Below are 26,264 nucleotides of genomic sequence, written 5' to 3'. Positions count from 1 at the left end.
CTTACTTATCTGTTTGCTTACCTGTTGCGTCTCTTTCTACTTTCATATTAGAGACTGAGATGTAACCTTGGTCTTTAACGATTTCTTTTTGTACTTCGTCACTCATCAAGTAATCTAAAAATTGTTTTGCTAGACCTTCTGGCTCACCTTTTGTATAAGAGTGCTCATAAGCCCAAATTGTATATTTACCGCTTTCTACATTGCTTTCTTCTGGTTTCACACCATCAATGCTAAGCGGTGTAATTTTGTTATCTGTTAAATAAGAGAATGCTAGGTATCCAATCGCACCAGGTGTTTCTGCAATCAGCTTTTTCACTGTGTTTGAAGAATCCTCTGTGATTCCTTCAGCAGGTGTCGCGCCGTCAAGTGCATATTTCACAAATGTTGCACGTGTTCCTGAAGAATCAGGTCTGTTGACAAGTGTGATTTTTTGGTCTTTCCCGCCAAGTTCTTTCCAGTTTTTGATTTTACCAGTGAAGATTTTTTTCAATTCTTCCTTTGTGATGTCTTTGACACCGACTTCAGGGTTTACAGCTGCTGCCATTCCAACAACTGCCACTTTGTGGTCTTTTAAAGCTTTTGCGTCGATTCCGTCTTTCTCTTCTGCGAATACATCTGAGTTACCAATTTGTACAGATCCTTCTGATACTTGAGAAAGTCCTGTTCCTGAACCGCCGGCTTGTACTTGAATATCGGCTTTTGGATGTTTATCCATGAATTTTTCTGCTGCCGCAAGAACTAAAGGCTGCATCGCAGATGATCCTGAGATGGTAATGGAACCAGATGCCTCATCTTTGTTTGAAGCATTTCCTTTACTGTCCTTTGAATCTCCGCTTGAGCTGCTGTTTCCGCATGCTGTGACGAATGCTAACAATGCGATAGTAAGGAAAGTAAGCAGCCATAGTCTGTTCTTTTTCATTTCAAGAATACCCCCTGAATAATTTGTCCTACGAGTAATACATTAAAGGTTCTTTATTAATTTCGTTTAAATGCAATGTAAAGGTTTTGTAAATGTCGAAGATTTGTAGAGGTATTGCGGAGTTTTTTATGATTTTTGTCAATTTATATCGAAAAGTTTGAAGAAAATATAAAAAAACGCCCACAAAAAGTGAGCGTTTTTACCTAGGAAAGATCTAGTTATTTGTTTCTGCTTCGTTTTCAATTTTATTTTTATTCTTCGTTTGGGTATCATTGCTTTCCTGTTTCGATTTCAGTTCAAAGTACTTGTCCAATACTTGTTCACCGATATCATTTGTAATTGGATAGCGCTGATTGTAGTCTTGATACACCCACGGTACAACGACTGAAATGGCCACTTTTGGATTATCAGCAGGCGCATACGCAACAAGTGTTGTGTTATACGTCGCTGTGCCGCGTTTGCTTTTAATTGGGCCATCATAGAAGGATTGCGCAGTACCCGTTTTGCCAGCTGGATTGTATTTTTTATTGCCAAAGTTCGAATACGCTGTCCCTCTTGGGTTCTGCATCACAAGCTTGAAGCCTTGCTGTACACGCTTGATCTCAGCACTTGTCATATCGAGCTTATTCAATACATCCGGTTTAACGGATTCTGTCACAGCTCCAATGCCGCGCTGCGGATCTGGCTCTCTCACTTCTTTTACAAGCTGCGGACGTAAACGATACCCGCCATTTGCAATGGTTGACACGTATTGCGCCATTTGCAGCGGTGTAAACGTATCATACTGTCCAATCGCATAGTCAAGTAAAAGACCAGATTGTGTAGACGTTCCTCTATAGCCCGTTGCTTCATTTGGTAAGTCGATCCCCGTTTTCACCCCAAGACCAAATTTACTGAAATTGTAACGGAATGTATCAAATGCTTTCGTATCAATTGGGAGCGGCTGATTCTTACTGTATTTCCCTTTCCCAATCGCAATCGCTGTTTTAAACATATACACGTTTGACGAACGTTCTAGGGCCGTTAAATCATTAATGAGTCCCATATTTTGATAGGATTTCTTTGGCGGTGACTGAGCGATATAGAGCGGTTCATCATACTGAGTGCTGCCAATGTGAAGAACGCCTGTTTTATAACCTGTTAGTACAGTTGCCCCTTTGACAGCTGATCCCATCGCATACGATGATGTCATCGTTCCTAGTGCGTAGTCATCGAATTTATATTTTCCGTTTTTGTTTGTAATCTGTTTACCCGCAATCGAGAGAACCTCTCCATTTCTCGGGTCCATCATCACAACAAACGCACGATCAAGAAGCTCTGTTCCGCTTCTTTGCTTCGCACTTTTCAAGTTCTTTTCAATGATTTTTTCAACCGCTTTTTGCAGCTGAATATCAATCGTCAGCACAAGGTCTTTTCCGCTTTTACCTTCTGTTAAGACTTTAGAACTTGTGATATTGCCATCTTTATCGGTTGTATTCTGTTCTTTTTCTTTTTGGCCCTGCAGCACATCTTCATATTGATATTCAAGATAGCTTTTCCCTACACGGTCATTTCGGCTGTAACCAAGGGATAGGTAATGTTCAAGAAGTGACTGCGGTAGACCTTCATCACTTGAAGACACACTTCCGAGCATACTGCGAAGCAGTCCTTTATAAGGATAGCTGCGCGACCAGTCTGTTGTGACATCAACGCCTGGCAGCTCGTCCAAATGCTCAGAGACGTAAGCAATTTCGCTTGCCTTGACATTTTCATTTTTAATGAATTGAGGCGTGAGCGCATAACCTGCATCCATCTGCCTTTTAATCGCAAGCACTTGTAAATCTTTTTTCGTCAGTTGCTTTAATTCCTTGTCTGTGATGCGTTTCAGCTGAAGCTCATACAGTTTATCATCAGAGACCTTATCGTCACCCTTTAATTCGGATTCCTTTTGAACAAGCTTTTTCGCTTCATTTGGATGGGTTAAGATCCAAAAATCTTTTTTGTCACGATCTGTGATTTTCTTCGTGCTCACATGAATCATGTCCGCTAATTTTGTTGCCACTTTGAGCCGCTCTTCTTGTGAAGTCGTCGAGGTTCTCGTATATGTAATGGCATTTAGCGCTTTATTGCTGACGATCGTATTATAGTTTCGATCATAAATTTTTCCGCGCGGAGCAGATGAACTGACATTCACATCTTCCTGTTTTTCTGCTTGCTTTTTATAATCTTCTCCATTGACAATCTGCACAAAACCGAGCCTGACCACAACACCGGTAAAAATAATAAACGCAGCTAAAAATAATAGATTTAGCCGGATTGGAAGTGTTTTGCGCCCTTCCTTCGCGTCTTTTTTGTTTTTCTTGTTTCTCATCACATCACCTTTTCTATCAAGAAAGAAATGGCACCCCTTTTGTGTATAAAAGGTGCCATCATCATTTTAGCGGTTTTTCTATCATTTATCTAGAAATTTGATGTTCCAGTGGTAAGGAATTTTACCTTTCTCCCTTCATAAGGTTCGTTTGAGATACTGCCTTTTGACCGTCAGCTTCTTTTATATCCGCTGTTTTTCCTTTTAAATGAATATCTTTGACAAAATAATAAATGAGGGTGTGTCCCGCCCCTAGCACAACAAGTGAAGCAGGAATGCCGAGCTCATCACCGAGTAAAGTGACAGATAAAAGAAACAACACAATGGAGCAAATACGTCCAGCATTTAAAAAAAGTTCTCTGACGACAATATATTCAATTCGGGCTTTCCTTGCATATCTGGCATGTCCGATGACATCGTATGTTAAAGAGACATACGGAACAAGCAGAAGCGGATACCCGATCGCAATGGCTACCGCATACATAAGTAGTGATACATAGGACAAATGAAAGACGATTAAAAATAAAGCCCCGTATAAAATAAGTCCGCCAAGCATAATCGCTTTTTTGCGCCATTTTTTCTTCATCAAACGTGTAGCGAAAAAATAAGCAAAAAAGGCAACACCTGAATTGACTAAACCAAATGTTCCTAAAGCAAGCTCACTGTTTGTCGCAATAAACACAAAGACACTGATTAAAAAGACAAATACGCCTTCACGCAGCCCCTGAAAAAAGTGAGCCGTTGTGATCTTACGCCAATTCTCGTCTGCATGCCGCTCTTTCCAAATTTGCTTGATCATAAATTTCCCTTTTGACTGCCTTCTCTTAAGGAAAAAGCTCATCACAACCGCTAGTGAAAACAAAAAAAGCGATAAGGTGAAAATCACAGTATAACCCGTATCATCCGTTAATTGAGAAATGACAATCCCTGCAATCAGTGGTCCGATCATGCCAGCTGTAGAAGTGAGCACCCCTAGAAATCCATTGAAAAAATCTCTTGTTTCAGGTTCGGTAATCTCAAAGGTGAGTACGTTAAAAGCAAGCCAGTAAAACCCATAGCCGATTCCAAGTACACTCCCTAATAAAACAAGCCGTGCGGCCGCTTGTTCTCCTGCCATTAAGACAATTAAATAAAAAGCGGCTAAGAAGATGACACCGAAACGAAGAACAAACGCCCGATCTATCTTTTTAGCAAGACGTCCAGCAAATAAAAAGGTAATGGGCTGAAGCACAACAATCGCCAAATTATAAATCGCAAGATCCGTAAATCGTCCAGACTGTTTCCATAAATACACATTCACAAACGTATTCGAAAGCGCAATGGCAAGTGCGTATAATCCACCAATCGTGAGGAGGAGCAATAAATCTCTTGTGACATCCATGTCCCCGAACATTTTCTTTAATCTGCTCATATATTTCATTCTCCTTTTCTACACAATAGTCTGTCTCATCAAAAGGCAGATATGTAAAAAAAGGAGGGAAAATATAAAAAGACCCGCTCCCGGAGAGAAGCAGGTCTTTTTGAAAAAAATCATTTATTTAGCTTCGCTGTAAAGGCGAGCGACTTCATCCCAGTTCACAACATTCCAGAATGCTGAAATGTAATCAGGACGACGGTTTTGGTAGTTTAGGTAGTAAGCATGCTCCCAAACGTCTAGTCCTAGAATTGGTGTTTTTCCTTCAGTTAAAGGAGAATCTTGGTTTGGTGTGCTTGTGATTTCAAGTTTTCCGTTGTTTACAACAAGCCATGCCCAACCAGAACCAAAGCGTCCTGCAGCTGCTGCAGCGAAATCAGATTTGAATTTTTCAAATCCGCCTAATTCTTTTTCGATTGCATCTGCAAGTTCACCAGTTGGTGCACCGCCACCGTTTGGTGAAAGAAGCGTCCAGAATAATGAGTGGTTCGCATGTCCTCCGCCGTTGTTACGTACAGCTGTACGAATGTTTTCAGGCACAGAGTTTAAGTTAGCCACTAGCTCTTCAATTGATTGATCTTCAAGAGCTGATACACCTTCGATTGCTTTGTTTAAGTTTGTTACATATGTGTTATGGTGTTTTGTGTGGTGAATCGTCATTGTTTCCTTGTCGATATGTGGTTCTAATGCATCGTAAGCATATGGTAATTCTGGAAGTTTAAAAGCCATGGTTAAATTCCTCCTTAGAAATGTATGTACTGAAATGCTTCCTTAATAAGCAAGCAATTCACCCTAATCAAAGAGTATCAAAAGAAACGGCTTGTTTCAACGTTATTGCTCACGATCTGAAACATTTCAGTGTTTATTTTGTATTTAACCCATCAGAAAGAGGTTTAAACACCTATTTTTCATTTAACGAAGCACATAAAACAAAAAGATTCCCAGCATGAGTGCTTGAATCAATCCTTTGGCAAATACGCCTGACACAAAACCAATTAATGAGCCCAGCCCAACTTTCACACTTGTCTTCACATCTTTTTGATGAACAAGCAGCTCTGCGATGACACTGCCGATAAATGGTCCAATGATAATTCCTGCAATCGGAATGACAAAAGGACCGACTAATAACCCAATGGTGCTTCCCCAAATGGCCGCCCTGCTTCCGCCAAAGCGCCTGACCCCAATCAGGTTTGAAACATAATCCGCTGCAAATAAGACAGCTGTAAACATGGCTTGAATGAGCCAAAAGGTGAGCGTCAGCTGCTCAAAGCTAAACAAGAACCCATATAGAAGAAACCCAAGAACCATGAAAACCACACTAGGGATAATTGGATAGACAAGTCCCACAAACGCAATAATAAATGCACAGCCAATCAGAATCCAATACAGCACGTCCAAACTGCGGCCGCCTCCTTTTAATATGCTGTATACATTATGCCTCATTCCTTTTATCTTAACCAGCCATGAAGGCCGTACTTGTACTGAATGGATAGACATTGATACAATATGAGAAATAGAAAAGAATGTAGGAAGTGAAACGGTTGAACGTATTTAGTCTATTGTTAAAAGGAATTTATTCACCAAAAGATATTGCCAGAGCACGTTTTACTGGGATTGGAAAGGCCATCTTATTTCTCTTTATCCTTTCCATCATCGCAGCTGTTCCTCAGGGCTATCATATCAGCCAAGAGATTTCGAATGCGATGTCAGGATTTCAGCATGTGATCAAAAAAGAGTTACCTGACTTTTCAATTGAAAAAGGAACACTACAAGCGGATCAAAGCGCTCCGATAGAAAAAGAAGAGAACGGCATCACGATTATCTTTGACCCAGCTGAAAAAATAACATCAAGTGAGCTTGAATCAAAACAAACAGCCATTGCCTTATTAAAAGAAAAAGCAGTGATTGCCATTGATGGACAAATGACAGATATCCCATACCAGCTTCTTGGCGGAACACTCACAAAAGATGAACTCGCCCGCGTCACAAACCAGAACCAAGCGATCATTATCCCTGTCATTTGTGTACTGCTGTATCTATCAACGGCCGCACTCATGTTCATCAGCGCAACATTTCTAGCGATGCTTGGTACATTTATGAAACGGATGCAGCAAAAAGAGCTGTCCTTTCAAATGCTTTGGAAGCTCTCTGCCTACTCACTCACATTAACAACCGTCTTTTTCGCCATTATGAGTGCGTTGAATACCCCTGTTGCCAACTCATTTTTGTTAAATTGGGTGATTAACTCTATCTTCTTATACCTTGTCTTAAAAGAAATACCTGCGAAAAAATAAATCACTTGTCAAAAGCAACTGAAAGCTCTCCAAGCCGGGGAGCTTTCAGTTTGTAAACAAAGTCTATAAGCTGCATTCCACTGATCCAAGTGATTTTTATGAAAGGCTGACTAGAACTCACTAGCACCCCCCTTTGTCGCTTTTGCACTCTTTTGGTTCTATCATTTCTGGACATGCATACACTGAAGTAAACTCTTAAAAGCGGTGAGCGAAATGCGGCGAATGATTTTTTTACTAATCAGTTTGTTTGTCCTCTTTATCATCTTTTTTGATTTGAAAAATGGAACCATTCCTGTTCGGGAAAATCCTGCTGTTCCCGCCAGCGCCTTTCAAGCATCTGAAAAAAAAGCGTATAAGACAGTCACTGTCAAGCAGGGTCAAACCGTCGTATCAATCGTACAAACGAGTAAGCCACTCGATGAAGTCATTGAAGATTTTGAAGCACTGAATAAAGGCGTCAAAGCGAATGAAATTCGGGCGGGCAGCACATACAAGTTTCCCGTCTATAAGAGATAAAACGTTAATTCCTTGTCATTCATATAAAGAGACTGTTACAATATGAAATGTAAAACACGTCGTACACTGCAAATGAATTGCATGTACACTAAGGAGCGATTGACAAGTGAGTGAAGTCACACATCGTACAAAAACGCGTCCCGTCAAAGTGGGACCTTTAACTATAGGTGGAAACAATGAAGTCGTCATTCAAAGTATGGCTACAACCAAAACACATGATGTCGAAGCGACAGTAGCTGAAATTAAGCGTCTAGAAGAAGCCGGCTGTCAAATCGTGCGTGTCGCATGCCCAGATGAGCGTGCAGCAAATGCGATTGCAGATATTAAAAAACAAATCAACATTCCGCTTGTTGTCGATATTCATTTTGACTACAAGCTTGCACTGAAAGCCATTGAAGCAGGTGCAGACAAAATCCGAATCAACCCTGGAAACATCGGAAGACGAGAAAAAGTCGAAGCCGTTGTCAAAGCAGCAAAAGAAAAAGGCATTCCGATTCGCATTGGGGTAAATGCAGGTTCATTAGAGAAAAAAATTCTTGATAAATACGGCTACCCAACAGCAGATGGTATGGTAGAAAGTGCACTGCATCACATTAAAATTTTAGAAGACCTAGACTTTCATGACATCATCGTCAGTATGAAAGCGTCTGATGTAAACCTTGCCATTGAAGCGTACGAAAAAGCAGCAAAAGCGTTTGACTATCCGCTTCACCTTGGGATTACAGAGTCAGGCACTTTATTTGCAGGTACAGTCAAAAGTGCAGCGGGTCTTGGCGCTATCTTGAATATGGGTATTGGGAACACACTCCGCATTTCATTAAGTGCTGACCCAGTCGAAGAGGTCAAAGTAGCACGTGAATTATTAAAATCATTTGGTCTTGCAGCAAATGCAGCCACACTGATCTCTTGTCCAACTTGTGGACGAATTGAAATTGACCTCATTAGCATTGCAAATGAAGTCGAAGAATATATTTCTAAAATCAAAGCACCGATCAAAGTAGCTGTTCTCGGCTGTGCTGTAAACGGTCCGGGTGAAGCGCGTGAGGCTGATATCGGCATCGCTGGCGCTAGAGGTGAAGGCCTCTTATTCCGCAAAGGTGAAATTGTTCGGAAAGTGCCAGAAGAAACAATGGTCGAAGAACTGAAAAAAGAAATAGATAAAATTGCTGAAGAACATTATGCGAAAATGGAAGCTGAAAAAGCAAAACATGCGAACGCATAACAAAAAACGCCTGACGTCACTGTCAGGCGTTTTTCTGTTTCCTGTTAAAAGAACGGGGTAATAAATATCCCAAGGATAACGGAAACAATTCCGATCCCGATTGACCACGCGCCAAGCGCATGTGCTCCTTTTCTTCTTGCCATATAACCAACAACGATTGCCGCTACTCCTAATAGCACCGGCAAGACAAATAGTGAGATAATCGCAATCGCGAGTGCTGTATAGCCTATCCCCTTACTGCCTGAATCGTCACCTGCATGGTCACGTTTGCGTCTGTCTTCTCGATCTCTTGATGCTTGATATGGCTCTGCAATTTCAGCAGCTGTTTCCTCTAAATAGCCATCATCATTACTAAAGTGTGTGTCGATTTCACGATCATTTCTTCTGAAATCCTTGTCTCTTTCCATGATCAATTCCCCCTTTTGGTTAATAGAAAGGAGCTTTTTTAGTATGAGCAAAAATGTCTGTTTCATGTTTGCTAAAACTTGCTGGAATTGTGAATTGATTATGTTACACTTTAAGAGTATAAATATGAGGAGTGTGGGCATGTTACGTTTAGGAATTGATATTGATGGCACAGTGACGGCGCAGGACACCTTTGTTCCTTACTTAAATGAGTCGTTCCAATGCGCCATCACACTAGATGATATGACGGAATATGATTTGACGAAGCTTTTGAAGATTTCAAATGAAGAATTTTGGGGCTGGATGGATCAGTATGAGCCTCTTATCTATAAACAGGCGAAGCCTGCCGAGGGTGCAAAGGAAATCCTCGATCAAATGAAACATCATCATAAATTAATTTATATCACAGCCAGAAGGCAGCATCACAAAGATGTGACTTATACATGGTTTCAAGAAAATCACGTGCACTATGATGACATTGAGCTTGTTGGCGGTCATCATAAGCTGGAAGCTGTTCAAAAACACAAGATTGATGTGTTTTTCGAGGATCATCATGGTAACGCGACAATGATTGCGAAAGAGGCTGACATTCCAGTCATTCTTTTTAACTCACCCTATAATCAAATGCCAACTGATGACAGAATCATTCGTGTGAGCAGCTGGCAAGAAGCGTCTCAATGGATCAAACAATACGAACAACGTCTGCAAACTGCATACTAATGTATGGAATAGAAACAAGCCGGTACGTTTAATGTATCGGCTTGTTTGATGGGTTGAAATGCTCTTCTTTCATTAAGAAATGATGGAGTGCCCCGATCATGCCCGCCTGATTGAGGTGATGGCATGTGCCAAGCTTCACCTGAATGTTTTTCCAGGCATGCAGTGTATGTAAGTGCTTCTGAATATTTGGAATCAAGTCCTCCCTTGCACTCACGCCGCCGCCAATGAGAATTTTCTCTGGATTGAGGACAGTTGCAACATTGTAAATGCCGATGGCGATTCGTTTGTACCACTGATCTACCAGCTTCTCAATGGCCGGATCATGTTTGGCTTTTTCAAAAATCTCTTGACCGACTATTTGTTGACTTTGCGGAATTCCTTGCAGGTCCTTATAGCTTCGTATTAAACCAGCCGTTGAAGCGCTGCTGTTGAGTGTCGTAAACTGACCGTTTTCTGTTTCTGTCAGCATCATGCCAAATTCACCGCCGCGAAATGAGGCTCCGCGAACGAGCTGGCCGCCAGCAAAAATACCGCCGCCAACACCAGTGCCGAGCGTCATACAAATAAAGCTGTCACACTCTTTTGCATGACCGCTATATTTTTCAGCCAGGGCTGCACAGTTCGCATCATTTTCTACTTCCACACGAAGAGAAGTCCTTTCTTCCAAGAGCGTTTTCACATTTTGTCCATGCAAGGCAATAATCGCTCCTGCAAATTCCGTATAGCCGGTTTGACTGTCTACAAAACCTGGAAGACTAATGGCGATCCCTTCTACATCCCAAGACGCTTGATACTCCTGAACCACGTCCTCCATTGCCTCTAAAAATGGTTCAAGTTGCCGGCAGTTCGTTTCATAGTCACCGCTCGTCATCAGCTCCCCTTTCTGATTCATTAATCCATGTTTTGTTTTTGTGCCGCCTACATCGAACACAGCATAATACCCCACGTTTGACCCCTCCCTCTATTCCAAAAGACTCAAGTTTGCTTGAACTATGACCTTTGATCTCATTTTAATGAAACAGCCACTCGTTGTAAAACGTTTTCAAAACGACAAAACAAAAAGCCAGCGCATTGGCTGGCTTCAGATGGTTGACAAAGGGCTAAAATGATCTTTATTTTAGTCCTTTGTCTTCTTTTCAGCGTGACATGAAAACCTTTGCAGTCTAGGAAGGACGAGTACCGGCGCGGAGCGAATTTAAGATTCGTGAGCACCGGCACGCAGGACTGACAAAGAATGCGAGGGTTTGTCTACACGCTAAAGCCAGCGCATTGGCTGGCTTTCCTACGAGTGAACTTCCTTCGGTTCACAAGAAGGGCACGTTCCGTATATTTCAAATTTATGTCCGCTGATGTGATAATCCTCTAGATCAGCGTCAAGCTTGTCCATTGGACAGGCATCAATTTCCTTTGTTTTACCGCATGCAAGGCAAATAAAGTGATGATGGTGATGAGAGAACGAACATTTAAAACGGAACAATTTCTCACCTGATAATTCGGTTGTCTCTAATATCCCAAGATCTTCATATAAAGACAGGTTTCGATAAATGGTATCAAAGCTAAGACCTGGGTAATCTTCACTTAATGCCGTTAACACATTTTTAGCGGTCAAGTATTTGTCAGAATCAGAAAACAATTGAAGCATATCCTCACGTTTGCTTGTATATTTGTAGCCTTTTTCCTTTAATAAATCAAGCGCTTCTTGTACGTTCAAGATGATTCCCCCTTCTGAATTTTCCAATACTGATACACCCGATTAAAATCAAAATGGACAGCATCACAATGGTTCCGCCCGGCGCTAAATCAAGATAATAGCTTAAGATCAATCCGGTCATGACAGACAATTCACCAAACAAGATCGAAAGAAAAATCGCCTGTTTAAACCCTTTAGCAATCCGAATACTTGCCGCAACAGGCAGCGTCATGAGGGCAGACACAAGGAGTGTACCTACAATACGCATCGATGCCGCAATGACGAGTGCGACAACTAAAATAAAAATGAAATGAATCCATTTTGCTGAAATACCAGAAGCCTTTGCGTGTTCTTCATCAAAAGAAAGCAAAAACAATTCTTTATATAAAAGCACAACCACTAGCACCACAACAAGTGAGATCCCAACAATGATCCAAAGATCCAGTCTCGAAACCGCACTAACGCTTCCGAACAAATAACTGAACAGGTCGGTATTAAAGCCATTAGCAAGTGAAATAAAAATGACGGAAATTCCGATACCACCCGATAGGATAATTGGAATGGCCAGCTCCTGATAATGCTTATACACAGAGCGCAGACGTTCAATAAACAATGAGCCGGCAACAGAAAACGCCATCCCTAAGTAAAGCGGGCTCACCCCTGTCAGCAGTCCAAACTTTTTATCAAGAAATAAACTCGCTGCAATCCCCGCAAGTGACACGTGACTAAGGGCATCGGCAATAAGCGAGAGCCTCCTGACAACAATAAATACACCAAGTAAGGGCGCAATAAAACCAATCAGCATCCCTGCAATAAATGCATTTTGTAAAAATTCGTAATGAAAAAATGGAAATAGCATTATTCATGTCCCCCATGATGGTGATGATCGTGATGAATCACTTGAATGTCATGTCCGTAAAATTGAGATAGCGCTTGATCATCCATTGAATCAAACGTTTTCGCATCTCCATGAAAATGAAGTGTCTGATTTAAACAAGCCACATGGGTAACTTTGTCAGAAACGGTTCCCACGTCATGTGTGACGAGAATTAAAGACATGCCTTTTTCTTTATTCAATGTTTCCAATAGCTGATAAAAGCCCTCTACTGTTTTTTGGTCTACTCCAACTGTCGGTTCATCTAATATGAGCAGCTTCGGCTGACTGACGAGCGCACGGGCAATAAATGCACGCTGCTGCTGACCGCCTGAAAGCTCCCCAATGTTTTGATGCTTTAAATCTTGTATACCAACTGAGCGAATGGCCTCTTCCACTTGAAGTTTATCCTGCTTACTCATTCGTTTAAATAAACCAATCTTCGCCGTTAAACCACTTGCAACGACCTCGTATACAGAAGCAGGAAACCCTGTATTAAAGCTATTCGCTTTTTGAGAAACAAATCCAATTTGATCCCAGTCTCTAAATTTTTGAGCAGGCGTGCCAAACAGCTTCAATTCACCTTGCTGTGGTTTGATCAGCCCAAGCAGGCATTTTAATAAGGTTGTTTTACCAGATCCATTCGGTCCAACAAGTGCTAGAAAGTTTCCTTCCTCTACTGTTAAATGAATGTGATCTATGACATTTCGCTGACCATAAGAATACGAGATGTCCTTCATTTCAATAATTGGCTTTGCCATGAATCTTTCCACCTTTAATCCAATATAAAAAGAATGATTACGATTTATACAACAAAAAGAAAATGGCAAAAGCCATTTTCTTTGTCCATACATACATTTCATTATATAAAAGAAAGATAAAAAAGTAAAATAAAAGCTAATGAATGGCTGTTTTGAATTTACCGCCTTTTGTTTCATGCGTATCCATAATCGTAATAAATGCTTGACCATCTATTTCAAATACGATAGATTTCAACTTTGTAATTTCAAGTCTCGTCACAACGGCGTAGATGACATCTTTTTCTTCATCTGTATAGCCGCCTTTTCCTCTAAGCTTGGTTGTTCCCCTGCCAAGACGATGAAGGATTGCATCTGAAATTTCATCATAATAATCCGATACGATAATGACAGCTTTTGTTTCATCAAGCCCTTGAATAACAGCATCAATTGTTTTCATTGCCAAATAATATGTCATGACAGAATACATAGCTTGCTCTGGTCCGAAGACAAAGCCCGCCCAAATAAAAATGAACACATTGACGATCATGACAAACTCACCGACGGAAAAAGGAATTTTTTTCGTTAAAAGAATTCCAAGGATCTCTGTTCCGTCCATTGAGCCCCCATTACGTATCACAAGTCCAACACCAAATCCAAGTAACAGCCCCCCAAATACAGTGGCTAAAATCGGCTGTGTTGTAAATGCCTCTACATGATGAAGTGAAGATTCAATCACGGCCAAGCTGACAATTCCAATCACAGTGGAAATCAAAAAGGTTTTCCCAATATGTTTGTATCCTGATATCATAAATGGAATATTCAAAATGACAACAATCGTCGCAAAGTTAATGAATGGGTTATCTGTAAAGAGGTAATCCAAAATAAGCGAGATGCCGATGATGCCTCCATCAATAATATTGTTTGGCACTAAAAATAATTCAATACTGACTGCTGCACACGCAGCTCCTACTAGAATCAGAAAAATTCTCAAAATAAAATGAGGCACTGATTCCTTTCTATGTTGTTTACTATTTGCCATACGTTCTCCCTTCTACACTTGTTAAATTTTCAATGAACATGTTATTCACTTTACTATTTTATCATTTCACAGAGTAAAATAAAATTTTTTGCACATTTTCCGTTTTCGCCCATACATTGTTACAGAGGGGAGGAATGGAATTGATTTTAATTCAGAAAATTGTACTGCAGCGGCTCAATCAGATCACGGCAAATGATTTGTTAAGGTATGCAAAACAGTACGGAGTCAGCTTAACATCCAGTCAGGCCGCTGAGGTTGCCAAACTGATGAATGGGAAAAACGTCAATATTTTTAATGATGCAGAGCGCAGCCGGCTGCTTAAGCAAGTGGAAGCGATTACTTCTAAACAGACAGCACAGACCGTCAATGATCTGTTTAACCAGTTTACAAGTTAGACAAAAAAGGGCCGCATTTAGCGGCACCTCATCACGTTGCATTCTTTTTTATTGACCCGTAATTTTATCTAGTAGACCTTCATCAAATTGCTTTTCTTTCAGCATCGCAATTTCGAATTTGTAAGGTGGTTTTTTGTTCTTTTTATCTTCACCTACATAAGGCGTTTCTAGAATCTTCGGCACATCTTGAAGCTGTGGATGATGAACAATATAGCTCAGGGCATCAAAACCAATTTCGCCAAAACCGATATTTTCATGTCGGTCTTTTCTTGCGCCTTGTACATTTTTACTATCATTGATATGAAGAACTTTGATTCGGTCAATCCCGACAATTCGATCAAATTCTTCTAGCACACCATCAAAGTCACTCACAATGGAATAACCCGCATCATGCGTGTGACACGTATCAAAGCAGACAGAAAGTGCTTCGTTATGTGTCACACCGTCGATAATTTGGGCAAGCTCTTCAAAGCTTCTTCCGCACTCTGAGCCTTTACCTGCCATTGTTTCAAGTGCAATTTGAACCTCCTGCCCTTTCACAATGACTTCATTTAAGCCTTCAATGATTTTTTGAATGCCAGCTTCTGCACCTGCACCCACATGTGCACCCGGATGAAGAACAATTTGTTTCGAACCAAGTGCTTCCGTACGCTCAATTTCTGAACGGAGGAAATCCACTCCAAGCTCGAATGTAGCGGGATTAACGGTATTGCCGATATTGATGATATAAGGGGCATGAACGACGATATCTGTCATGCCATGCTCCTTCATATGAGCTTGTCCAGCTTCAATATTGAGATCTTCAATTTTTTTACGGCGTGTATTTTGCGGTGCACCCGTATAAATCATAAAAGTATTTGAACCATAAGAGGCAGCTTCCTCACTCGCTGCAAGAAGCATATGTTTTCCACTCATGGATACGTGTGATCCAATCTTCAACAATGTTTCCCCCTACTTTCCGTTACGCTTTGACTTTCTACGCTCTTGTCTTTTGATCTTATCCATCTCACGTGTCATTTTCTTTTTATATCCAGGTTTGACGGCTTTCGGTTTTCTGACAAGACGCTTTGCTTTTTCTTCAATTTCATTTGGTGCTTTTTTACGTCTTTGACGCTTCAAACGATCATCTGCATCTCGCCATTCGCCATGAACAATTGTTTTGTTTTCAAAGACAACACCCATTTTTTCAATTTGAACGAGTGCATCCTCATCAGCGAGATCATAGATGGTCATCGCAATGCCAGATGAACCAGCGCGAGCCGTTCTTCCCACACGGTGAACATAAAAATCAAGATCAGATGGAAGCTCATAGTTGATCACGTGGCTGACACCCTTAATATCAATTCCGCGGGCAGCAAGATCAGATGCTACAATATAAGTGAACTCCAAATCTTCAATTTGTTTCATCACTTTTTTACGTTCACGCGGTGTTAATCCGCCATGAAGCACGCCAATTTTCATTCCTTTTTCCTGTAGGAATGAGGCGATTTCATCAACAGTTGCTTTCGTATTGGCAAAGATAATCCCTAAATAAGGCTGTACATTCGTCACCATTTCATGGAGCAGCTTTAATTTGTCACGCTGTTTAGATGGGACTAAAATATGCTGAATGTTTTCAGCCGTAATCCGTCTCGGTTCAACGTGAGCATATTTCGGATTATCCATATATTTTTTGAGGAAAGGCTTTAGCTTTTCTGGAATAGTTGCTGAGAACACAAGCATTTGCAGCTGTTCTGGCATTTGCGCACCAATACGGTCTACATCTTCTAAAAAGCCCATATCCAGCATGAGGTCTGCTTCATCAATGACAAGAGATGTCGCTTTGTACACATTCAGCGCTTGCTCATGAATAAGATCAGCAATCCGACCAGGAGTGCCGACCACTAAATGCGGCTGGTTCTTTAGCTTTTGAATAGATTTCTGCTTGTCCGTTCCACCAATGTAAAGCTTTGCCTTGATTTCTTCTTCTGGAGATGTATTTTTTAAGATGGTTTGGGCTTCTTTAAAAATTTGATTCGCTAATTCTCGTGTAGGTGCAGTAATGACCACCTGCACTTGCTCTTTGCTTGGATCAATTGAATGAATCAGGGGCAATAAGTATGCATGGGTTTTTCCCGTTCCTGTTTGTGACTGCCCAATCACGCTTTCTCCTTTTAAAACAGCAGGGATGATTCTTTTTTGAATATCAGTCGGCTCATAAAAGCCCAGTTCATGAATAGCATCTATAATAAAAGGCTTTAATTCATATGTCGTAAATTTCGTTTCTTTCATGTTTTCACTCCTTAAGGCAATGCCTTTTTGCTCATCTCCTCATTATAGCTGATTTTCAGCAAAAAAACCATGTCCGCTTTTCTTACAGGAAACCAATTGATGCTTCCTTGCATAACCTATGAAGAGAAAGAGAATGCAGTAAGGGAGGTACAAGTATGTTAGGGCAAAGGCCTATGGGCGATTTTCAGCCGCATCGTCCCTCACGCCGGCACCTTGGAAATGGCGGACAGCCCGGGATATTTCAAAGGAGACAGCAGGCTCCTATCGAACAGCCTTTTCAAGGGCAGGGAAATCAATTTCAACAAATGATGCCTCGCTCTCCGTCTGTACAGGGCGGCGGTTTGCGCGGGATGGGCGGGATTCCAGGAGGCGAAAGCCGCGCACTTGGCGGCGGAGCGGGAATTAAGGGCATGCTCGCAAAATTTCTGCCTGGAGCTGGAGGTGCAGGGATCTCTGGAGGTGGTGCGGGATTACAAGGAATCCAGAGCTTCACAAATCCTGCGACCCTCTCAAGTATGTTAGGAAATGTACAAAAAGTACTCGGTATGGCGCAGCAGTTCACGCCAATGATTCAGCAATACGGCCCTTTAGTTAGAAATCTGCCTGCCATGATTAAGCTCTACAGCCAGCTCGGCAGCGCGGATGATGATGAGACGAATGACAATGATTCAAATGCAGAACCAAAAGAAATTGGAGAAGAACTAGACGTGCAGCATAAAGAAACAGCAGAGGTCAATGAAATAGATGATATAAAAGAAGAAGAAGAAGATCCAGAGGACATTCTTGTCAAAAAGACAGCTTCACACTCACCTGCTCCTGTCATCAAACCGAAAAAAAGAGTGGGCAGTTCAGTACCAAAACTATATGTCTAGCGGTCTTTTAAAGGTGAAGTGTTGAACGTGTATAACAATCTTTGATATATGCGCTTACTTTGGCTATAATGGAAGAAAGAGAATGATCAAAAGCCGTTTTTTACGGCTTTTTATATTGTTCTTCTCTAGCAGCACTTCCCTACAGGAGGACGAATAGATGAATGTAATTAAAATATCGCCGCGTGGCTATTGCTATGGCGTTGTAGATGCAATGGTCATTGCTAAAAATGCCGCACTTGATAAAAACTTGCCACGCCCAATTTATATATTAGGTATGATTGTGCACAACAAACATGTCACAGATGCCTTCGAACAAGATGGGATCTACACATTAGACGGACCAAACCGTCTGGACATTTTAAAGCAGGTTGAAAGCGGAACAGTCATTTTCACCGCTCATGGCGTATCCCCTGAGGTTCGTCAAATCGCAGAAGAAAAAGGCCTTGTTACCATTGATGCGACCTGTCCAGATGTTACGAAAACACACGAACTTATTTCAGAAAAAACAGCTGATGGTTATGACATTATTTATATCGGGAAAAAGGGTCACCCCGAGCCTGAAGGAGCTGTCGGTGTCGCCCCTGACCGAGTCCACCTTGTTGAAACAGAAGCCGACATCGAAGCGCTCGATTTAACGTCAGATAAACTGCTTATCACCAATCAGACAACAATGTCTCAGTGGGACGTCCATGATTTGATGGAGCTGATTAAGGAAAAATATCCTCATGTCGAGTACCATCAAGAAATTTGCCTTGCAACACAGGTACGTCAGGAAGCTGTTTCACAGCAAGCCGGTCAAGCCGATCTCACCATTGTGGTAGGCGACCCGAAAAGTAACAACTCAAATCGTCTGGCTCAAGTGTCAATGGAGATTGCAGGAACGCAGGCTTACCGTATTGGTGACCTAAGTGAACTAAAGCTTGAATGGCTAAAAGGCGTAAAAACCGTTGCCGTTACGGCTGGTGCTTCCACACCGACACCTATTACAAAAGAAGTCATCCGCTTTTTAGAAAACTATGAACCGGATGATGAATCGACTTGGAAGATCGAACATGCTGTTCCTCTTTCTAAAATATTACCTCGCGTGAAAACGAAAAAATAAGAAAACGTCAGAGCTGCTATGCTCTGACGTTTTTTGTTTATACAAATTGAAATGGGTTCGTGTTCGATTCAGACACAAAGAGCTGCACATCATACTTTTGATCTGCACATAGAGATTGCAGCTTTGCCTTCACGCCCTCTTTCATGATCTTTTCTGCGTAATGACCTGGGTCCACTACATTTAGCCCAAGCATCATAGCATCGTGAGCGACATGGAAATAAAGATCTCCTGTCACATACACATCAGCACCCATTCTTTTCGCTTGATGGATGTATTTATTTCCGTCTCCTCCAAGCACAGCTACTTTTTTTACGACGGCTTCTTGATCTCCTACAAAACGAGCTCCATTCACATCTAGCTTCGTTTTCACAAATTGTGTGAAGTCTCTAAGTGTCATCGGTTCTCTTAATTCTCCAATGCGGCCAAGACCTTTTTGAATAGGAGGAAGATCCGTCGTGTGTACACTGTAAGCCACTTCTTCATAAGGATGCGCTTTGATCATTTCACGAATCACTTGTTTCTCAATACTTGCAGGGAAAATGGTTTCGATTCGTACTTCTTTCACAAATTCCAGTTTACCCGTCTCACCAATAAATGGCGCAGCTTCTTCTGATGGCAGAAAACTGCCTGTCCCTTCATTTGAAAAAGCGCAATGACTGTAGTTGCCAATATGGCCAGCTCCCGCATTTCCTAAAGCCGTTCTGACGGCCTCTTCAAATTCCACTGGGACATACAAGGCTAGCTGCTTGATTGGGTCTTCATATGTTGGAACGAGCACTCGTGTGTCCCCAAGCTCTAAAGCTTCAGCAAGCAAGTCATTGACCCCTCCATCAGCCACGTCTAAATTTGTATGTGCCACATACACCGCAATATCATGTTTGATGCATTTTTCAATGATCCGTCCAGCCGGCTGATCTGTCACCACATGCTTTAATGGACGGAAAATCGGCGGATGGTGGGCAATGATGAGATCCACATTCCGTTCAATCGCCTCATCTACCACATTTTCTAATACATCCAAGGTGATCATGACATTGGTCACTTTTTTATTCAACGTCCCAATCTGAAGCCCAATTTTATCCCCTTCCATCGCATATTCCTTTGGTGAAAATTGCTCAAATAATTGGATGATTTCATGTCCGTTCACTGTTTTAGCCAACAGTCAAAACCTCCTTTAATATCTTTATTTTCGCATTCAGCTCTTTCAGGCGCTCTTTGTTCTCTTCCGTTGGCGCGGCCTTTTGAATTTGCTTTTCTATATTCTCCATGTGCTGAAGCTCTTGCCTCCACTTGCGACAGAAGACGTCATTTTGCTTTTTGGCAAGAAATGGACCAACTAGCATACCTGTTTCAATGGACATGCCTTCATAGGCTTTATCTTTGTCGCCTTTTTCTGCAATGATGATTTCGTATATTTTGCCATCCTCTTCTAAGATCACTTCATCCATCAGTTCATACTCCTCTTGATAGAGCCATAAACGAATATGGTGAGCGTGGATATTAGGCTGTAGAATGAGCCGCTCCTCCCCTGTGAGCTTATGCTTGCCCTCGTTTAGAATGCTTGCAATGAGTGCCCCGCCCATCCCTGCAATCGTTACAGCATTCACCTCGCCCTTTTCAATCACTTCAAGGCCATTTCCTTTTCTGACCGAAATCTGTCCATCTAATTCAAGTCTATGTACTTGCTGCTTCGCAGATTGAAGCGGTCCATCTGTAATCTCACCAGCAATGGCTTTCACGGCTTTATGATGCAAGATCGCATAGCATGGCAAATAAGCATGATCTGAGCCGATATCAGCAAAGACAGCCTCTTTTGGTAAAAAGTCTGCGACTCTTTTTAATCGTTTTGACAAATTCATTTCATTCATACATATCACTACTTTTCTTTAATGTTCATACTTGTCTATCTTATATAAATTATGGACTTTTTAAAAGTTGTTTTCAAATGAAAAAAGCTCTTCTTATGAAAAAGAGCTTTTTGCGCTTTATTATTTAATTTTGGATACCCATTCCGCCATTTCATCCAGCTTTTCATTCGGAATTAGTCCGCCTGGCATTCCGTTTCCGCCTTCTTGAATTTTCTTCTTAATGTCTGCCACTTCAAGCTTGTCGCCAACACCTGTTAATGCAGGACCGGCGCCGCCTTCATAGTTTTCCCCGTGACAGCTAATACAGTTCTGCTTATACAATTCTTCCGGCGTCGCATTTGCTGTCTCTTCTTGCTGTTGCTCTTTACCCCCTGAGGCAATTTTTTCTTCATCTTTCAGCCCCTTCATTGATAAGAAAAAAGTGAGTCCAATTCCTAAAATGGCAATCAATAAGAATGGTATAAGTGGATTCCGTTTCATTTCTTTCATCCTCCCCTTTGTGAAAAACCCCTTTTGAGACTATGCAAACAATTCTAATTCTACTTTAATTTTACAAAAAGTAAACGAATTATGATATAAAACTTTGGCCAAGTTCACAGATTAGACAAAAATAAATCAAGATGAGAAATGAAGCCTTCAGCACATTTTGATGTATTTTTAATACATCTTTTCTCTAAGAACGTTGCAAATTCATTTGTTATTCAGTAAAATATAATCAGATTGAAAAAAGCGTTTTCATTTTGATGAAGAAAGAACGGATCTCTTTCAAGATCCGTCCGGTTTCTATTCTAAGAAGTCTTTTAATCGTTTACTTCTGCTAGGGTGTCTTAATTTACGAAGAGCTTTCGCTTCAATTTGTCGAATACGCTCTCTTGTTACGCCAAACACCTTTCCAACCTCTTCTAACGTGCGTGTTCTTCCGTCATCTAATCCGAAACGTAGTCTCAGCACATTTTCTTCACGGTCCGTTAGCGTATCTAATACATCTTCCAGCTGCTCTTTTAAGAGCTCATATGCAGCATGGTCAGATGGAGAAGTCGCCTCTTGGTCTTCAATAAAATCACCAAGATGCGAGTCATCTTCTTCACCAATAGGTGTTTCTAAAGATACAGGCTCTTGCGCAATTTTAAGAATTTCTCTTACTTTCTCTGGTGTTAAATCCATGTCTTCAGCAATTTCTTCTGGCGTTGGTTCTCTGCCTAGATCTTGCAGAAGCTGTCTTTGAACACGGATCAATTTATTAATGGTTTCCACCATATGAACTGGAATCCGAATCGTTCTCGCCTGATCGGCAATAGCACGTGTGATCGCCTGTCTAATCCACCAAGTCGCATATGTTGAGAATTTGTATCCTTTGCGGTAATCAAACTTCTCAACTGCCTTCATGAGACCCATGTTTCCTTCTTGAATCAAGTCAAGGAACAACATACCACGACCAACGTAGCGTTTTGCAATGCTGACAACGAGACGAAGGTTCGCTTCCGCTAATCTTCTTTTTGATTCCTCATCGCCTTCTTCGATCTTTTGAGCATACGTAATCTCTTCTTTAGCAGATAACAAATTGACGCGACCGATCTCTTTTAAGTACATACGAACAGGATCATTAATTTTGACACCTGGTGGTACGCTTAAATCGTTCAGGTCAAATTCTTCTTCTGCTTTAGCCAGCTGCTGAACATTTGGGTCTTCCGTCTCTTCGTTTTCACTGATGAGCTCGACACCCTGTTCGCCTAAGTATTCATAGTATTCATCCATTTGGTCTGATTCAATTTCAAAGCTAGACATACGCTCTGCAATTTCTTCGTATGTTAAAACGCCCCGTTTTTTACCCGTTTCAGTGAGCTTATCTCTCACCTGTTCAAAGGTTAATTCAGTTTCGGTTTCGTGGGCTTGTTTATCAGCCATTATGGATCCCTCCTTCCAAAGCTTGCAACGAATTCTAAAGTAACTTGCGATTTGCTTCCGCTCTGCTTTTCTCTCTCTATCAAACAGAATGAGCAAATAGGAATAAAATAAATAATGATGAAGGCAAGATGCTTGCGGTCTTATGCTCCTCCCATAAAGGATTCATTGCCAGCCGTAAGTCTTGTCATAAATAGTAGACGTATTACTTCAGCGAACGGTTCAACTGAATAATTTCTTTTGCAAGTGTTGCCGCTTTGAAGAAATCTTTTTGCCTCTCCGCCTCTGCACGTTCTAGTTCTTTTTCCTTTATCATTGACAAATTCCGATGATTCAACACTTTTTTAACATAATCACTTAATTCAGCTTCACTTAGTTCGTCTCCAACTTGAATCATCAATATATCCGTCAGAAGCTGATTCATCACATCATCTTCAATACGGTTCATCAGGTGCTGCGGAGTCGGTTCTTTGCCTTCTTCATACAACGCATAAATGTACGTTGCCAGCGCCCTGTGGGAATCTATATTAAATTCAATCCCTACCCGATCAAGCACTTTGCGAATCACATCATCGCTTTTTAACATATGTGCTAGCAGCATTCTCTCTGCGTTTTCATATGCCGGCCTTAGACGCTTTCTTCTCACCTGTGTTGAAAGGTGTGCGCGCCTTTTCTCAAGCCCGTTTTCTGCTTGCGAGCTCTTGGCTTCTTGCCGCTGCTGCTTTTCAAACAGCTCCAATTGTTCCCTTAATGAGTCAAGTGAGATGGAGAACTCTCCAGCAAGCTGTTTCATGTAAATCTCTTGTTCCAAGGAGCCGTTTAACCGGCTGATTTCTCGGAGAACCTGCTTCATATAAGCAAGGCGGTCTCCTTCATCCGATAAATTCTTTCCTCTTCGGAAAAAATTCATCTTAAATGTCATGAGTGTCACACTTGCATCTATGATGTCATTCCTAAATTTTTCGCCGCCATATTTACGAATATAATCATCTGGATCGAGTCCATCTGGCACCATGGCAACGCGAACTTTACATCCTCTTTTCCCAAGCAAATCTGATGCTTTCATGGTCGCTTCATATCCGGCTGTGTCAGAGTCATAGCATAGGATGATCTCTTCTACGTTCCGCCTCAGAAGCTTTACGTGCTCTTCTGTTAAAGACGTACCCATTGTTGCAACACTTTCGCCAACACCAGATGTGACGGCCGAGATGACGTCAGCAAATCCTTCGAAAAGGACGACCCGCTCGCGTTTTCTAATATGCATACGCGCGTCATGAAAGTGATAAAGCAGCTTACTTTTATGAAAAAGTGGCGTTTCAGGACTATTCATATATTTAGGCTGTTGATGACCAAGCGATCTTCCGGAAAAAGCGACGACCGTTCCATGATGATCATGAATGGGAAACATGACACGGTCTCTAAAGCGGTCAAAAAATCCTGTGCCGTTTTCACGTTGAATCAAAAGACCAGCCTTCTCCATCATCACCGGATCAAACCCTCGTTTTTCTAAAAACTTGGTCATGAAATCCCATGAGTCGAGAGCATACCCGATCTCAAACTTGGCAATTGTTTCATCGGTAAAGCCTCTGGACCGTAAATAATCGAGTGCGTTTTGACCTTCCTTTGTATTTACCAGCAAATGGTGGTAAAATTTCTTAAGAAGCGCATGGGCCTCAATCATTTTATGATCTGCTGTATCCTCTTGCTGAGAGGAACTGATCTGGGCGTTTGCTACATGATCAGGCAAATCAATATGGTACTTATCAGCAACATGTGAAACGGCTTCAATAAATGAGTAGCCTTCCATTTGTCTGAGGAACGAAAATACATTACCTCCTGCACCGCAGCCAAAACAATGGAAGATTTGCTTATCTGCTGAAACAGAGAATGATGGAGTATTTTCACCATGGAATGGACAAAGACCAAAGTAATTCCGACCTTGCTTTCTAAGCTGTACGTATTCTCCAATCACTTCGACAATGTCTGCGTTTTTTTGGATTTGCTCCAAAAGTTCATCTGGTATACGTTTGCTCATCCTAATAACACTCCGTCGTACATTATTCGCCTTTTAATTCAAAAATCCTTCATGATTCGACAGGATTTTTTGTAGTTGCGCAATAAATCGCTTTTTATCCTCTTCTAAAAGCTTTTTGGGACCTTTTCCGTATACACCATTTCTTCGCTGTTTGCTTGAAACATGCCTGCGTTCCAAATCAAAATCAATTGTTTCGTTTGTGTACATTCGTCCTCTTTCAGAGAGAACAATGACACGTCTTGGAAGCAGTAAGGAGGCAAGACCAATATCCTGGGTGACGACAATATCATGCGCGACTGCTGCGTTCGCAATGACTAAATCCGCCGCTTCCTTATGTGTATCAACAAACCGCCAATCTTCAAGTGGTGATCTTTTGGTTTGAAAATGCTCATATGAAGCAATGAAAGTCACATGTACTTGAAATAAAGATGCGACAGCAAGAATTTCGTCTTTTACAGGGCAAGCATCTGCATCGACATAAATCGTCCTCTCTTTTTTACGTTCATTCAGGTGACTAATTCTCCATCCCTCCACCTTATTCCTGCTTTAGAGAAGTAAAAAGACCCTACTTTTCCCCCATAAAGGAATCAACAGTAAAACTCATTTTGTCGAAAAGTTATGTTCAGAATCACTTGACTTCTGCCAATATTAGTTTATTCGTTCTTGACTTAACTTAAACCTAAAATCAATCATTTTATCACAATTTTTTATTATAATACAAATGCAGCAAATATGCTATTGTTTTTGCTTACCCGTTTCCCACCATAGGAAAAACCCAGGAGGAGCATCCTGAGTTTATTCGGAACCTCTTTTGGTCAGCATTTGATGAATGACATTTGCTGTTTCCTCAACTGCTTTATTTGATACATCGACAACTTGACAGTTAATTCGGTTAACCACTTTTTCAAAATACTCTAGTTCTTCTTTAATCCGCTCAATGTTCGCATAAATGGCCCGATCATTTAAACCTAAAGATTTTAAACGCTCTTTCCGAATGTGATTGAGTTTGTCTGGACTAATTTTCAAGCCAATGCATTTTTTTGGATCAACTGAGAATAACTCCTCCGGCGGATCTACTTCAGGAACAATCGGAACGTTCGCTACCTTCAGCCGCTTATGCGCCAAATATTGAGAAAGCGGTGTCTTGGACGTGCGCGATACACCAATAAGGACAATATCAGCCTTTAGGATTCCTCTTGGGTCCCTGCCATCGTCATACTTTACAGCGAACTCAATGGCTTCTACCTTTTTAAAATAGTCCTCATCTAATTGACGTACACGACCCGGCTCATGTTTCGCTTCATTTCCATATGCCGTCTCCATTTTATCAATGAGTGGACCGATAATGTCATAGTAAACGACGCCATTTGCTTCGGCCTCTTCTATTAAAAATTGGCGCATTTCTGGCACAACAAGCGTAAAACAGACGATCCCATTATCTGCTTTTGCCAGTGAAATGACTTCTTTAATCGTACCGACATCCTCTACATATGGGATTCTTCTAATATTTGAATGATCTGATGAGCCGCCATCAAATTGGCTAAGTGCCGCTTTGACCACGAGCTCTGCCGTTTCTCCTACTGAATCTGATACAACAAAAATTACGCGATTACTCATAACATCCCCTCGCAGTCTTCTG

27 protein-coding genes are annotated in these 26,264 nt (G+C 41.3%); 7 read left to right on the top strand and 20 right to left on the bottom strand.

Annotation, left to right across the window (positions count from 1 at the left end):
- Position 1: 1 nt before the first annotated feature.
- The 5 genes from GPA07_RS08355 to GPA07_RS08335 form a co-directional block, all read right to left on the bottom strand.
- Positions 2-919, bottom strand: coding sequence for a phosphate ABC transporter substrate-binding protein (locus tag GPA07_RS08355; RefSeq protein WP_157292335.1), 918 nt, complete (start codon positions 917-919; stop codon positions 2-4).
- A gap of 214 nt (positions 920-1,133) precedes the next feature.
- The gene (locus GPA07_RS08350; protein ID WP_157292333.1) at positions 1,134-3,269 is read right to left on the bottom strand and encodes a peptidoglycan D,D-transpeptidase FtsI family protein; all 2,136 of its coding nucleotides are present in this window, start codon (positions 3,267-3,269) and stop codon (positions 1,134-1,136) included.
- Positions 3,270-3,390: 121 nt separating this feature from the next.
- Positions 3,391-4,677, bottom strand: coding sequence for an MFS transporter (locus GPA07_RS08345; RefSeq protein ID WP_008360042.1), 1,287 nt, complete (start codon positions 4,675-4,677; stop codon positions 3,391-3,393).
- 123 nt (positions 4,678-4,800) lie between these two features.
- Positions 4,801-5,409 carry a superoxide dismutase SodA gene (gene sodA / locus GPA07_RS08340; protein WP_007501264.1) on the bottom strand — a complete coding sequence of 203 codons (609 nt, stop codon included), beginning with the start codon at positions 5,407-5,409 and terminating at the stop codon, positions 4,801-4,803.
- 183 nt (positions 5,410-5,592) lie between these two features.
- Positions 5,593-6,078, bottom strand: a complete 486-nt coding sequence (locus GPA07_RS08335) for a DUF456 domain-containing protein (protein ID WP_008360040.1) — start codon at positions 6,076-6,078, stop codon at positions 5,593-5,595.
- A gap of 134 nt (positions 6,079-6,212) precedes the next feature.
- Here GPA07_RS08335 and GPA07_RS08330 point away from each other — a divergent pair, with 134 nt between their 5' ends.
- The 3 genes from GPA07_RS08330 to ispG all read left to right on the top strand — a co-directional run bounded on the left by GPA07_RS08330 (position 6,213) and on the right by ispG (position 8,712).
- Positions 6,213-6,974 carry a DUF1189 domain-containing protein gene (locus GPA07_RS08330; protein ID WP_232532125.1) on the top strand — a complete coding sequence of 254 codons (762 nt, stop codon included), beginning with the start codon at positions 6,213-6,215 and terminating at the stop codon, positions 6,972-6,974.
- Positions 6,975-7,187: 213 nt separating this feature from the next.
- A complete protein-coding gene (locus GPA07_RS08325; RefSeq protein ID WP_157292332.1) occupies positions 7,188-7,490 on the top strand; it encodes a LysM peptidoglycan-binding domain-containing protein in 303 nt (100 codons plus the stop codon).
- A 106-nt stretch (positions 7,491-7,596) separates the two neighbouring features.
- Complete coding sequence (gene ispG / locus GPA07_RS08320; RefSeq protein ID WP_008360034.1) at positions 7,597-8,712, top strand: flavodoxin-dependent (E)-4-hydroxy-3-methylbut-2-enyl-diphosphate synthase; 1,116 nt, start codon at positions 7,597-7,599, stop codon at positions 8,710-8,712.
- 44 nt (positions 8,713-8,756) lie between these two features.
- Here the strand turns inward: ispG and GPA07_RS08315 are convergent, their stop codons facing one another.
- Entirely contained in the window at positions 8,757-9,119 is a 363-nt protein-coding gene (locus GPA07_RS08315) for a cell division protein CrgA (RefSeq protein WP_157292330.1), read from the bottom strand.
- A 139-nt stretch (positions 9,120-9,258) separates the two neighbouring features.
- Here GPA07_RS08315 and GPA07_RS08310 point away from each other — a divergent pair, with 139 nt between their 5' ends.
- Entirely contained in the window at positions 9,259-9,837 is a 579-nt protein-coding gene (locus GPA07_RS08310) for a 5' nucleotidase, NT5C type (protein ID WP_008360031.1), read from the top strand.
- A gap of 28 nt (positions 9,838-9,865) precedes the next feature.
- Here GPA07_RS08310 and GPA07_RS08305 read toward each other — a convergent pair whose 3' ends face one another.
- From GPA07_RS08305 to GPA07_RS08285, 5 genes are all read right to left on the bottom strand, one after another.
- Positions 9,866-10,783, bottom strand: a complete 918-nt coding sequence (locus GPA07_RS08305; protein ID WP_157292329.1) for an ROK family protein — start codon at positions 10,781-10,783, stop codon at positions 9,866-9,868.
- Positions 10,784-11,119: 336 nt separating this feature from the next.
- Positions 11,120-11,548, bottom strand: a complete 429-nt coding sequence (locus tag GPA07_RS08300) for a zinc uptake transcriptional repressor Zur (RefSeq protein WP_012010595.1) — start codon at positions 11,546-11,548, stop codon at positions 11,120-11,122.
- Positions 11,526-12,386, bottom strand: a complete 861-nt coding sequence (locus GPA07_RS08295) for a metal ABC transporter permease (protein WP_008356296.1) — start codon at positions 12,384-12,386, stop codon at positions 11,526-11,528. Before GPA07_RS08295 ends, GPA07_RS08300 begins: the two co-directional genes overlap by 23 nt.
- Positions 12,386-13,162, bottom strand: coding sequence for a metal ABC transporter ATP-binding protein (locus tag GPA07_RS08290; protein ID WP_008356294.1), 777 nt, complete (start codon positions 13,160-13,162; stop codon positions 12,386-12,388). The genes GPA07_RS08295 and GPA07_RS08290 overlap by 1 nt, the downstream gene beginning before the upstream one ends.
- A 136-nt stretch (positions 13,163-13,298) precedes the next feature.
- Positions 13,299-14,180: a YitT family protein gene (locus GPA07_RS08285; RefSeq protein ID WP_008342375.1), complete on the bottom strand. Its 882-nt coding sequence runs from the start codon at positions 14,178-14,180 to the stop codon at positions 13,299-13,301.
- 140 nt (positions 14,181-14,320) lie between these two features.
- Here GPA07_RS08285 and GPA07_RS08280 point away from each other — a divergent pair, with 140 nt between their 5' ends.
- On the top strand, positions 14,321-14,575 hold the full coding sequence (locus GPA07_RS08280) for a DUF2624 domain-containing protein (protein WP_071168919.1): 255 nt from the start codon (positions 14,321-14,323) through the stop codon (positions 14,573-14,575).
- 48 nt (positions 14,576-14,623) lie between these two features.
- On the opposite strand, the gene GPA07_RS08275 is transcribed toward GPA07_RS08280, so the two are convergent.
- A complete protein-coding gene (locus GPA07_RS08275; protein ID WP_008356291.1) occupies positions 14,624-15,517 on the bottom strand; it encodes a deoxyribonuclease IV in 894 nt (297 codons plus the stop codon).
- 9 nt (positions 15,518-15,526) lie between these two features.
- Entirely contained in the window at positions 15,527-16,846 is a 1,320-nt protein-coding gene (locus GPA07_RS08270; protein WP_008356288.1) for a DEAD/DEAH box helicase, read from the bottom strand.
- 155 nt (positions 16,847-17,001) lie between these two features.
- Between GPA07_RS08270 and vrrA the strand changes: the two genes are divergently transcribed.
- Both vrrA and GPA07_RS08260 read left to right on the top strand, forming a co-directional pair.
- Positions 17,002-17,718: a VrrA/YqfQ family protein gene (vrrA, locus tag GPA07_RS08265; RefSeq protein WP_157292327.1), complete on the top strand. Its 717-nt coding sequence runs from the start codon at positions 17,002-17,004 to the stop codon at positions 17,716-17,718.
- Between the two features lie 157 nt (positions 17,719-17,875).
- Positions 17,876-18,820, top strand: a complete 945-nt coding sequence (locus GPA07_RS08260) for a 4-hydroxy-3-methylbut-2-enyl diphosphate reductase (RefSeq protein WP_071168917.1) — start codon at positions 17,876-17,878, stop codon at positions 18,818-18,820.
- A 37-nt stretch (positions 18,821-18,857) separates the two neighbouring features.
- On the opposite strand, the gene GPA07_RS08255 is transcribed toward GPA07_RS08260, so the two are convergent.
- From GPA07_RS08255 to GPA07_RS08225, 7 genes are all read right to left on the bottom strand, one after another.
- Positions 18,858-19,979, bottom strand: coding sequence for a Nif3-like dinuclear metal center hexameric protein (locus GPA07_RS08255; RefSeq protein WP_157292326.1), 1,122 nt, complete (start codon positions 19,977-19,979; stop codon positions 18,858-18,860).
- Positions 19,972-20,688, bottom strand: a complete 717-nt coding sequence (locus GPA07_RS08250) for a tRNA (adenine(22)-N(1))-methyltransferase (protein WP_008356281.1) — start codon at positions 20,686-20,688, stop codon at positions 19,972-19,974. The genes GPA07_RS08255 and GPA07_RS08250 overlap by 8 nt, the downstream gene beginning before the upstream one ends.
- A gap of 120 nt (positions 20,689-20,808) precedes the next feature.
- Positions 20,809-21,168, bottom strand: a complete 360-nt coding sequence (gene cccA, locus GPA07_RS08245) for a cytochrome c550 (RefSeq protein WP_008356279.1) — start codon at positions 21,166-21,168, stop codon at positions 20,809-20,811.
- A gap of 303 nt (positions 21,169-21,471) precedes the next feature.
- Positions 21,472-22,593: an RNA polymerase sigma factor RpoD gene (gene rpoD / locus GPA07_RS08240; RefSeq protein WP_008342392.1), complete on the bottom strand. Its 1,122-nt coding sequence runs from the start codon at positions 22,591-22,593 to the stop codon at positions 21,472-21,474.
- 202 nt (positions 22,594-22,795) lie between these two features.
- The gene (gene dnaG, locus GPA07_RS08235; RefSeq protein WP_008356277.1) at positions 22,796-24,625 is read right to left on the bottom strand and encodes a DNA primase; all 1,830 of its coding nucleotides are present in this window, start codon (positions 24,623-24,625) and stop codon (positions 22,796-22,798) included.
- A gap of 33 nt (positions 24,626-24,658) precedes the next feature.
- A complete protein-coding gene (locus GPA07_RS08230) occupies positions 24,659-25,159 on the bottom strand; it encodes a YaiI/YqxD family protein (protein ID WP_008356275.1) in 501 nt (166 codons plus the stop codon).
- 261 nt (positions 25,160-25,420) lie between these two features.
- Positions 25,421-26,242 carry a pyruvate, water dikinase regulatory protein gene (locus GPA07_RS08225; RefSeq protein ID WP_008356274.1) on the bottom strand — a complete coding sequence of 274 codons (822 nt, stop codon included), beginning with the start codon at positions 26,240-26,242 and terminating at the stop codon, positions 25,421-25,423.
- Positions 26,243-26,264 lie beyond the last annotated feature (22 nt).

Origin of the sequence: Bacillus sp. ms-22, assembly GCF_009759805.1 — a bacterium.
GTDB classification, from domain to species: Bacteria; Bacillota; Bacilli; order Bacillales; family Bacillaceae; genus Bacillus; species Bacillus xiamenensis.
This window is presented reverse-complemented; position numbering and strand designations above follow the sequence as displayed.